Origin of the sequence: Caulobacter sp. UNC279MFTsu5.1 (assembly GCF_900114015.1) — a bacterium.
Lineage (GTDB): Bacteria > Pseudomonadota > Alphaproteobacteria > Caulobacterales > Caulobacteraceae > Caulobacter.
On the sequence record NZ_FORN01000026.1, the window covers coordinates 63,320 to 73,073 of the forward strand.

8 protein-coding genes are annotated in these 9,754 nt (G+C 67.3%); 5 read left to right on the forward strand and 3 right to left on the reverse strand.

The genetic code is table 11. The features are described from left to right. Positions 1 to 16 precede the first annotated feature (16 nt). Genes rhaM through BM066_RS15430 form a run of 4 tightly spaced genes read left to right on the forward strand, consistent with a single transcriptional unit; the run spans position 17 to position 6,910 of the window. Entirely contained in the window at positions 17 to 355 is a 339-nt protein-coding gene (gene rhaM / locus BM066_RS15415) for an L-rhamnose mutarotase (protein WP_029589455.1), read from the forward strand. After that, entirely contained in the window at positions 352 to 4,134 is a 3,783-nt protein-coding gene (locus BM066_RS15420) for a beta-galactosidase (RefSeq protein WP_018113174.1), read from the forward strand. Before rhaM ends, BM066_RS15420 begins: the two co-directional genes overlap by 4 nt. A gap of 48 nt (positions 4,135 to 4,182) precedes the next feature. Next, on the forward strand, positions 4,183 to 5,292 hold the full coding sequence (locus BM066_RS15425; RefSeq protein WP_018113175.1) for a beta-galactosidase BglB: 1,110 nt from the start codon (positions 4,183 to 4,185) through the stop codon (positions 5,290 to 5,292). 40 nt (positions 5,293 to 5,332) lie between these two features. Beyond that, positions 5,333 to 6,910, forward strand: coding sequence for an MFS transporter (locus BM066_RS15430; protein WP_089929362.1), 1,578 nt, complete (start codon positions 5,333 to 5,335; stop codon positions 6,908 to 6,910). Here the strand turns inward: BM066_RS15430 and BM066_RS15435 are convergent. After that, complete coding sequence (locus BM066_RS15435) at positions 6,907 to 7,245, reverse strand: hypothetical protein (protein WP_255367606.1); 339 nt, start codon at positions 7,243 to 7,245, stop codon at positions 6,907 to 6,909. The two genes, BM066_RS15430 and BM066_RS15435, sit on opposite strands and share 4 nt — an antisense overlap. Positions 7,246 to 7,485: 240 nt before the next feature. Between BM066_RS15435 and BM066_RS15440 the strand changes: the two genes are divergently transcribed. Then, positions 7,486 to 7,623 (forward strand): hypothetical protein, encoded by a 138-nt coding sequence (locus BM066_RS15440; RefSeq protein ID WP_177218469.1) that lies wholly within the window; start codon positions 7,486 to 7,488, stop codon positions 7,621 to 7,623. Positions 7,624 to 7,728: 105 nt separating this feature from the next. On the opposite strand, the gene BM066_RS15445 is transcribed toward BM066_RS15440, so the two are convergent. Both BM066_RS15445 and BM066_RS15450 read right to left on the reverse strand, forming a co-directional pair. Further along, complete coding sequence (locus BM066_RS15445; protein ID WP_089929366.1) at positions 7,729 to 9,294, reverse strand: alpha-N-arabinofuranosidase; 1,566 nt, start codon at positions 9,292 to 9,294, stop codon at positions 7,729 to 7,731. A 52-nt stretch (positions 9,295 to 9,346) separates the two neighbouring features. Further along, positions 9,347 to 9,754: IlvD/Edd family dehydratase (locus BM066_RS15450; RefSeq protein ID WP_177218470.1), on the reverse strand; the 408-nt coding region annotated here is incomplete at its 5' end.

Consider the following 9,754-nt stretch of genomic DNA (forward strand, 5'->3'; position numbering starts at 1 on the left):
GAAACGGGAGGACACGATGAGCAAAGACCAGGACCGGCCCCTCGCCTTCCGCATGCAGCTGAAGCCCGGCGTCGCCGCCGAATACGAGCGCCGCCACGACGACCTGTGGCCCGACCTAGCGCAGGCCCTGCGCGAGGCCGGGATCCATGACTATTCGATCTTCCTGGACGAGCAGACCATGAGCCTGTTCGCCGTGCTGCGCCTGCGCCCCGATCACAAGGCCGACGCCCTGCCGCTGGAGCCGGTGATGAAGCGCTGGTGGGACTACATGGCCGACCTGATGGAAGTCCATCCGGACAACAGGCCGGTCGAATGGCCCCTGAAGTCCGTCTTCTATTTCGAGGGCCAGGGATGATCCGCCCGCCCCTTCGCGCCCTCGGCCTGGCGGCCGCCCTGCTGGCCACCACCGCCTTTGTCGAACCCGTCCGGGCCGAGCCCGTGCGCTACACGATGACGGCCTTCACCAACGCCAGCCAGTCGAACATGAGCGTCTATGACTCGGCCGACGGCGCGCGCTTCACCCTGAAGAAGCCGCTGGCCTACACCCCGCCCCAAGGGCTGATCCGCGATCCCAGCGTGATGAAGCACACCGACGGCTGGTACTATGTCGCCTACACCACCGGCTGGAGCGGCGACACCATCGGCCTGGCCCGCAGCCAGAACCTGACCGACTGGACCTTCCTGCGCGACGTGAAGATCGAGATTCCCGGCGCGACCAACAGCTGGGCGCCGGAATGGTTCGTCGACCAGGACGGTTCGATCAATCTGATCCTGTCGGTTTCGACCACCGGCATCGCCGGCCAGTTCCAGCCCTATCGCATCACCGCCACCGACGCCACGCTGGCGACCTGGTCGACGCCCAAGCCCCTGGCGGGCCTGGGTCCCAACTTCATTGACACCTTCGTGGTGCGCGAGGGCGGGCTCTACAACGCCTTCGCCAAGAACGAGACCAGCAAGTTCATCGAGCTGTGGACCGCCGCGTCGCTGGACGGCCCGTGGCAGGCCAAGGGAACCGGCGACTGGGCCGGCTGGGGCAAAGGCGTCGAAGGCCCCGCCATGGTCCGGACGCCCGACGGCGGCTGGCGGATCTATTTCGACGAGTACTCGGCCAAGCGCTACTGGTTCAGCGACAGCAAGGACGACTTCCGCACCTGGACGCCGAAGGCGCAGCTGCCGGAACTGTCGGGCACGGTGCGCCACTTCACGGTGCTGAAGGAGGGCGGCGAGCCTGCGGTCGCCGCCAAGCCCGCCGAGGCCCATAAGATCACCTGGGACAAGTATTCCCTGAAGGTCGACGGCGAACGCGTCTTCTCGTGGGGCGGCGAGTTCCACCCCTTCCGCGTGCCCAGCCCGGACCTGTGGCGGGACATCCTCCAGAAGATGAAGGCCAGCGGCTACAACACCGTCGCGATCTATTTCGACTGGGGCTACCACTCGCCGAAACAGGGGGTCTACGACTTCCAGGGCGTGCGCGACATGGACCGCGTGCTGACCATGGCGAAGGAGGAAGGCCTCTACGTCATCACCCGCGCCGGGCCTTACGTGAACGCCGAGCTGACCCGCGGCGGCTTCCCCGGCTGGCTGGTCAACCAGCAGGCCCGGGCTCGCACCGACAATCCAGAATACATCACCGCCGCCGATGAGTGGCTGACGAAGATCAACGCCGTCATCGCCCGCCACCAGCTGACTACCGGCCAGGGCACGGTGATCGCCCACCAGATCGAGAACGAGCTCGACGTCGTCGGCGCGCCGCAGCAGCGCTACATGAAGTGGCTGGACGACAAGGCCAAGGCCGACGGGATCACCGTCCCGATCTTCCACAACGACAAGGGCCGCAACGGCTACTGGGTCCCCAAGGGCTCGAACGTGCCGGGCACGGTGGAAGGCCCCAACGACCTCTACGCCTTCGACGGCTATCCGGGCGGCAATTGCAAGGTCGACTCCACGCCCTCCAGTCCCGGCGTCGCGCCCGACTGGGGCCTGTACGGTCCCGGCGGCGCCAAGGGCGGCGCCTCGGCCAGCCCCAACACCCCCGGCTTCCTGGCCGAGTTCGGCGGCGGCTGGTTCGATTACTGGGGCAGCAACGGCGACTACGACTGCACCGCCCTGCATCGCGGCGTAGGCTATCAGCGGGTATTCTACGCCACCAACATCGCCAACGGCCTGACGCTGCAGAGCTTCTACATGACCTATGGCGGGACCAGCTGGGGTTGGCTGCCGGCCCCGGTGGTGTTCACGTCCTACGACTACGGCGCGGCGATCGACGAGGCCCGGGGCCTGCGCGACAAGGCCCGCGTCATCAAGCAGATGGGCGAGTTCGTCGCCGCCGTGCCGGACCTGCGCCGCATGGACAAGGGCGAGGCCGTGGTCCCGTCCAACGACAAGGTCCGCGTCTATCACAACGTCAACGCCGAGACAGGCAGCCACCTCTATGTGGTGGTCCACAATCCCAGCAGCGGCACGAGCGACGAGGCCTTCACCTTCAAGGTCAAGACCCGCGACGGCGAGTACGAGGTCCCTTCGCGGATCAAGGGCCAGGACAGCAAGATGTTGATGGCCAGCTATGACCTGGGCGGTCAGCGGCTGGTCTATTCGACGTCCGAGATCCAGACGCACCTGACATGGAACGACGGCGACCTGGCCCTGTTGTACGGCCGGGCCGGCGAGGCGGGCGAGACGGTGCTGCGCTATGCGAACGCGCCGAAGGTCGAGGTGCTGGAGGGCGAAGTCGCTTCCGCCTTCGACGCCGCCAAGGGCGACCTGAAGCTAACCTACTCGCACAAGGGCCTGGCCCGGGTGCGGATCACCGGCGGCGGCCGCCCGCCTCTGACCCTGCTGCTGGCCGACGCCGAGACCGGCCAGACCTTCTGGCGCCGCGACGGCCTGCTGGTGCGCGGCCCAGGCCTGGTGCGCAGCGACGCGACCAAGGGCGGCGTGCTCAGCCTGACCGGCGACACCGAGACCGACAGCCCGCTGGAGGTCTTCGCGCCCAAGGCGGTGACGGCGATCCGCTGGAACCGCGCCAAGGTCGCGGCCAGGGCGACCGCCTCGGGCAGCCTGCTGGCCGACAGGCCGCTGGCGGGTCCGGCCGCGGTGACCGTGCCCGACCTGGCCAGGCTGGACTGGAAGACCGCCCCGGGCTCGCCCGAGGCCGACCCGAAGTTCGACGACAGCGCCTGGCTGAAGACCGAGGGCCGCCGGAGCGGCTCGACCGTGCGGGGTCCTACGGGTCAACCAGCGCTCGACATGAGCGCCTACGGCTTCCACCAGGGCGACGTCTGGTATCGCGGCCGCTACCAGGGCGAGCCCGACATCGACACCCTGACCCTGCACTACGGCGGCGGCGGGGCCGGCATGCTGCAGGTCTGGCTGGACGGCCGGTTCCTGGGCCAGCACGAGCTGGATGGCGGCCTGCCGCGCCCGATCACCACCGGCGTCGCGACCTTCAAGCTGCCCGAAGACCTGCGCGGGACCGGCGAGCACGTGATCTCGGTGATGGTCCGCAACAACGGCCACAACTGGGACCTGGACGCCGACGACTTCCACAAGGAGGCCCGCGGCCTGGTCTCGGCCTCGCTGTCGGGGTCCGGCGGCTACAGCTTCGCCGTCCCGATCGCCTGGAAGATCCAGGGCAATCTGGGCGGCGAGGACATCCAGGACCCGGTGCGCGGTAACGCCAACAACGGCGGCCAATACGGCGAGCGGATGGGTTGGCACCTGCCGGGCTTCCCGGACGCCCAATGGGCAAAGGCCGACATGGCCGCGACCAGGCCGGCCGCCGGCACGACCTGGTACCGCACCCGCTTCGACCTGGACCTGCCCAAGGACCAGGACACCACCCTGGGCCTGACCATCGGCGATCCGAACACGCCGCGCTCGCCAGGCCGCTACCGGGTGCTGATCTTCGTCAATGGCTGGAACATGGGCCAGTTCATCGCCAACGTCGGCCCGCAGCGGACCTTCGTCCTGCCCAACGGGATCATCGATCCGCGCGGCAGGAATACCATCGCCCTGGCGGTGACCAGCGACGGCGCGGCCGGCGACGCCCTGGAGGCCGTCAAGCTCGTCAACCTGCGAACCGTGCGGGGCGGCATCCCCGTCGTCCGCGTGGCCGCGCCCGACTTCAAACCCTGACCGGACGCTCCCCCGTCCGCGCCTGAAAAGACTCTCAAGGAGACTATCGTGCCCAATCTCGCCCACGGCCTCGAGGCCAAGGACATCAAGGCCAAGATCGCCCTGCTGATCAGCAACCTGGTCGACATCCAGGACGAGACCGGCGAGTTCCTGCTGCGCCTCGACGACGGCCGGGTCATCGACACCAAGGGCTGGAACGATTGGGAATGGACCCACGGCGTGGGTCTGTACGGCCTGTGGAAGCAGTACGAGATGACCGCCGATCCGCGGGCCTTCGAGATCATGACCCAGTGGTTCGCCGACCGTTTCGAGGCCGGCACCCCGACCAAGAACATCAACACCGTCTCGCCGTTCCTGACCCTGGCCTACCTCTACGAGGCCACCGGCGACCACGCCTACCTGCCCTATCTGGAGACCTGGGCCGATTATGTGATGTACGAGGGTCCACGCACCGAGGAAGGCGGCTTCCAGCACATCGTCTTCAACAGCGAGAACCCGCAGCAGCTGTGGGACGACACGCTGATGATGAGCGTCCTGCCCCTGGCCAAGATCGGCCTGCTGCTGGGCCGCGACGACTTCGTCGAGGAGGCCAAGCGCCAGTTCATGGTGCACATCAAGTACCTGGCCGACCGCAAGACCGGGCTGTGGTTCCACGGCTGGACCTTCGAGGGCCGGCATAACTTCGCCGACGCTCTGTGGGCGCGCGGCAACTGCTGGGTGACGATCGCCATCCCGGAGTTCATCGAGCTCCTGGACCTGCCGCCCGGCGACGCCCTGCGCGACTTTCTGATCGACACCCTGGAAGCACAGATCAAGGCCCTGGCCCGCTACCAGGACGCCGAGACGGGTCTCTGGCATACCCTGGTCGACGACAAGACCTCGTACCTGGAGGCCTCGGCCACGGCCGGTTTCGCTTACGGCGTGCTGAAAGCGGTGCGCAAACGCTACGTCGGTCGCGAATACCAGTCGATGGGGATCAAGGCGCTGAAGGGCGTGTTGGCCAATATCGACGACAAGGGCGAGCTGCAGCAGGTCTCGTTCGGCACCCCGGTGTTCGACACCCTGCAGGGCTACAAGGACATCCCCCTGACCTCGATGCCCTACGGCCAGTCGCTGGCCATCCTGGCGCTGGGCGAGTTCCAGCGCGCCTTCATCTAGACGCGCCCGCGCCTCCTCGATCAGTCGGAAAGTTACATAGATGGCGACGCCGGAACCCCGCAAACCCACCTGGATCAACTACTGGGGCTGGGGTTCCGGCGACATGCTGGGGGCCGGCGCCCAGGCGGTGATCACCGGCTGGCTGGCCTATTTCTTCATCACCTTCTGCGGCCTGTCGGCGGTGGAGACCGGCCTGATCCTGGGTCTGCCCCGCCTCTTGGAGGCGATCACCTGCCCGCTGATCGGCTACATCTCCGACAACCTGCGCCACACCTGGATCGGCCGGCGCATCGGCCGGCGCAAGATCTTCCTGATCCTGACCATCCCGCTGCTGCCCAGCTTCGCCCTGATCTTCGTCACCGGCCAGACCTTCGCCTACTACCTGACGACCTTCGTCTTCTTCGAATTCCTCTACACGATGTTCCTGATCCCGTGGGAAACCCTCGCGGCGGAAATGACCAAGAACTACAAGGAGAAGGCCCGGTTCGCCGGGGCCCGGATGCTGATCGCCCAGAGCTCGGCGATCCTCGCCTCCTACCTGCCGACCCTGATCATCAACCACTTCGGCGGCAAGGATTCGCCCAGCACCTTCCTGATCATGGCGGCGATCTTCGGCGGGCTGTTCAGCCTAGTCGTGCTGCTGGTCGTGCTGCTGACCTGGGAGCGGCCCTACACCGAGGCCGAAAAGCTGATCCAGCCCGAACCCATGGACTGGACGCGGGCGGCGATGATCCCGATCAACATGTTCCGCGACCTGTTCTCGACCCTGCGCATCAAGGCCTTTCGCCAGCACCTCAGCCTCTATCTGGGCGGCTACATCAGCCAAGACATCTTCAACACCGCCTTCCCGCTGTTCGTGGCCACGGTGATGATGGGCGCGACCCTGGTGATCTCGCAGCTGATGACCACCATGTACGTCGCCCAGTTGGTCTCGGTGATGATCGCCATCAACGTGGTCATCCGCACTGGGCCGACCACCGCCTATCGCATGGCCATCAGCCTCGTCGGCGCGGCCCTGCTGCTGTTCCTGGCCTTCTACCTGATCCGACCGGCGGGCTTCGCCGAGGGGCTGGCGGCGATGGGCGGCAACCTGTTCGGCGGCGGCGCCTCGCCCACGGTGCTCTTCTGGCTGTTCGTCCCGATCATCCTGGCGGGCCTGGGCCGCGGGACGCTGAACTTCGTGCCCTGGAGCGTCTACAACTACCTGCCCGACATCGACGAGGCGGTGACCGGCCAGCGCCGCGAAGGCATCTTCGCCGGGGTGATGACCTTCGTGCGCAAGATCGCCCAGTCAGGGGCGATCGTCGTCACCACTTCGCTGATCGGCCTGGGCGGCTATGTCTCGGCCGACAAGGCCCATCCCGGCGCGGTCATCGTCCAGACCCCCGAGGCGGTGCGCGCCGTGGTGCTGGTGATGGTCGGCGGACCGATCCTGGTCATGCTGTGGGGCCTGGTCGTCTCGTGGTCGTTCCGCCTCAACGCCCGCACCCACGCGGTGCTGATCCACGAGGTCGAGCGCTTGCGAGCCGGCGAGACGCAGGCCGAGAGCGCGGAGTCCAGGGCGATCGTCGAGAGCCTAACCGGCTGGCGCTTCGAGCGACTGTGGGGACGGGGTTAGCCCGCTCCGGGAATCGGCAGGCGCTCCATGATCTCCACCGAGTCCCCTGGGAAGATCGCGAAGTGCGGGTGGTTCTCGAACATCGCCGCCGCCGCCGCCTGCGACTCGGCCCGGACGACTACGTAGCCGGTCACCCGATTGCGGATATCGGTGACGCCGTCGGCCGCCGTCTTCTTGGTCTTGCCCAGCGGGCCGCCATGGTCGACGACCGCCGCGGCGTGATCGGCCATCCACTGGCCCCAGGCGGCCATGCCCCTGGCCTTGGTCTCGTCGCTGAGCGAGGCCGGGTCCACCGGCGTGTCGGATCCCATGTAGAGGGCCAGGAACGTCTTCATCGCCATTTCCTCCTCGGGTTGTTTCCAGGGTCGTTTCAGGACCCGTTCAAGCGCGGCGACCATAGCCCATTCGGCCCGACCTGACGTCTTTCAGGAAACGCTGGCGATCGCCGCCGCCCGCTCAGTTAAATACTCAGACAAAATACACCGAGGGGAGACGCGAATGGCGACGTCGAGACGGGGCGCCCGACTGGGTCGCGCTATCGGCTGGAAGTTTGGGTCGGCGGGAAGCGGGTCGAGGTGGCCAAAGCCCCCGCCCCGCTGGCCAACGGCGTCGACCGCACGGCCTGGACGCCGGTCATGGCCACGAAGCTGCGTGCGGTGTTCGATCTCGCCCCCGGTCGGGACATGCGGCTGATCGAGATGAAGGTGTTCTGAGGCCGTCAAATAGACAACCCGCCCCGGCGTCCACCGGGGCGGGCTGAGATCCCGATGCCGCCCTCCCCCTCTATACGAGGGAGGACGAGCGTAGAGGGTCGAACCCTAGTTCAGGTCCAGCACCACCACCGACTTGCTCGGCAGGGTCGCGGTCAGCACGTCGCCCTTGATCGAGGCGTTGGTGAAGGCCGCCGGCTTGACGGCGTTGGGCGCGTCGAAGGTGTTGTGGGCGGTCATGGTCGAGGCCGTCAGCACCCGGCCCTTGGCGGTCTTGCCGGTCACGCCCGTGAGCTTGACCGTTACGGTCGCCGACTTGTTCGGGTCCACATTGACCAGCGCCAGGTGCACCACGCCCGCCGTGTCCCGCGCCGCCGAGGCGCTGACCGCCGGCACGCTGGACTTGCCGGACGTATAGTTCGGGCTGTTGACCTCCAGCGGCAGCGAGGTCGCGCCCTGGAACGGCTTGTAGAGGTCGTAGACCCAGTAGGTCGGGGTCACGATCATCTTTTCCTTGTCGGTCAGGACCATGGCCTGCAGCACGTTGACCATCTGGGCGATGGCGGTCAGCCGCACCCGGTCGGCGTGCCGGTGGAAGATGTTCAGGGTCAGGCCGGCCACCACCGCGTCGCGCATGGTGTTCTGCTGGTAGAGGAAGCCCGGATTGGAGCCCGGCTCGCCGTCGTGCCAGATGCCCCATTCGTCGACATAGAGCCCGACCTTCTTCTCGGGGTCGTACTTGTCCATGATGGCGCTGTGCTTGGTGACCAGCTCGTCCATCTTCAGGGCCTGGACCATGGTGTCGGCCCACAGCTGCTCGTCGAACTGGGTGGCCGAGCCCTTCTTGCTCCAGTTGCCGGTGGGGATCGTGTAGTAGTGCAGGCTCAGCGCGTTCATGTTCTTGGCCGCGCCGGCCATCAGGGTCTCGGTCCAGGCGTAGTCGTCGGCGTTGGGGCCGCTGGCCACCTTCACCGTGCTGGTCCCGCCCGGCACGCGCACGAACTCGGCGAAGTTGCGGTAGAGGTCGGTGTAGTGGGCCGCCGTCATCTGGCCGCCGCAGCCCCAGTTCTCGTTGCCGACCCCGAAGAAGTCGAGCTTCCAAGGCTTATCGCGACCGTTGGCGCGGCGCATGTTGGCGATCGTCGACTTGGTCGGCGAGGTCATGTACTCGACCCACTCGGCCATTTCCTGCGGCGTGCCGGTGCCGACATTGCCGGCGACATAGGTCTTGGCGCCGATCAGCTCGGCGAAGTCCATGAATTCGTTGGTGCCAAAGCTGTTGGGCTCCTCGACGCCGCCCCAGAGCACGTTGATCTTGGTCGGGCGCTTGTCGCGCGGGCCGACGCCCTCGCGCCAGTGATAGTCGTCGGCGAAACAGCCGCCGGGCCAGCGGACGACCGGCACGTGGATCTGCTTCAGGGCCGCGACCACGTCGTTGCGATAGCCCTTGGTGTTGGGGATCTTGCTGTCCTCGCCGACCCAAACGCCCTCGTAGATGCCCCGGCCCAGATGCTCGGCGAACTGGCCGTAGATTTCCGGCTGGATCACCGCACCGGGCTGGTCGGCGCGCAGGGCGCCCGTGACGGCGGTCTGCGCGGCGGCGGCCCCGGCCGTCGCCAGGACGGCGGTGGCGAGTCCGGCGACGAGCGCGTGCTTCAGCGTGGTCAGTTTCACGATAGTCTCCCTAGGGTCGCCGTTCGTCGGCGTTGTCTTCGGTGGGTCTGGATCAGTGGTTGTCGCGGGGCAGGCCCTTGGTCTGGGCGATGCGCTGGTACTTGACGGCGGGTTCGAGGACGGCGCCGGTTTCCATCTGGCCAATGATGGCGCGCTGGATCTCCTGCCAGGGGGTCTGGCTTTCGGGGTACTGGTAACCGCCGGCCGCCTCCAGCGCCTTGCGGCGCGCGACGATCTCCTCCGGGGTGACCAGCACGTCGACCCGCGACTTGCGCAGGTCCACCCGCACCCGGTCGCCGGTCCTGAGCAGGGCCAGGCCGCCGCCGGCCGCCGCCTCGGGCGAGGCGTTGAGGATCGAGGGCGAGCCTGAGGTGCCCGACTGGCGTCCGTCGCCGATGCACGGCAGTTGGTGGATCCCCTGCTTGATCAGGTAATCGGGGGCCCGCATGTTGACCACCTC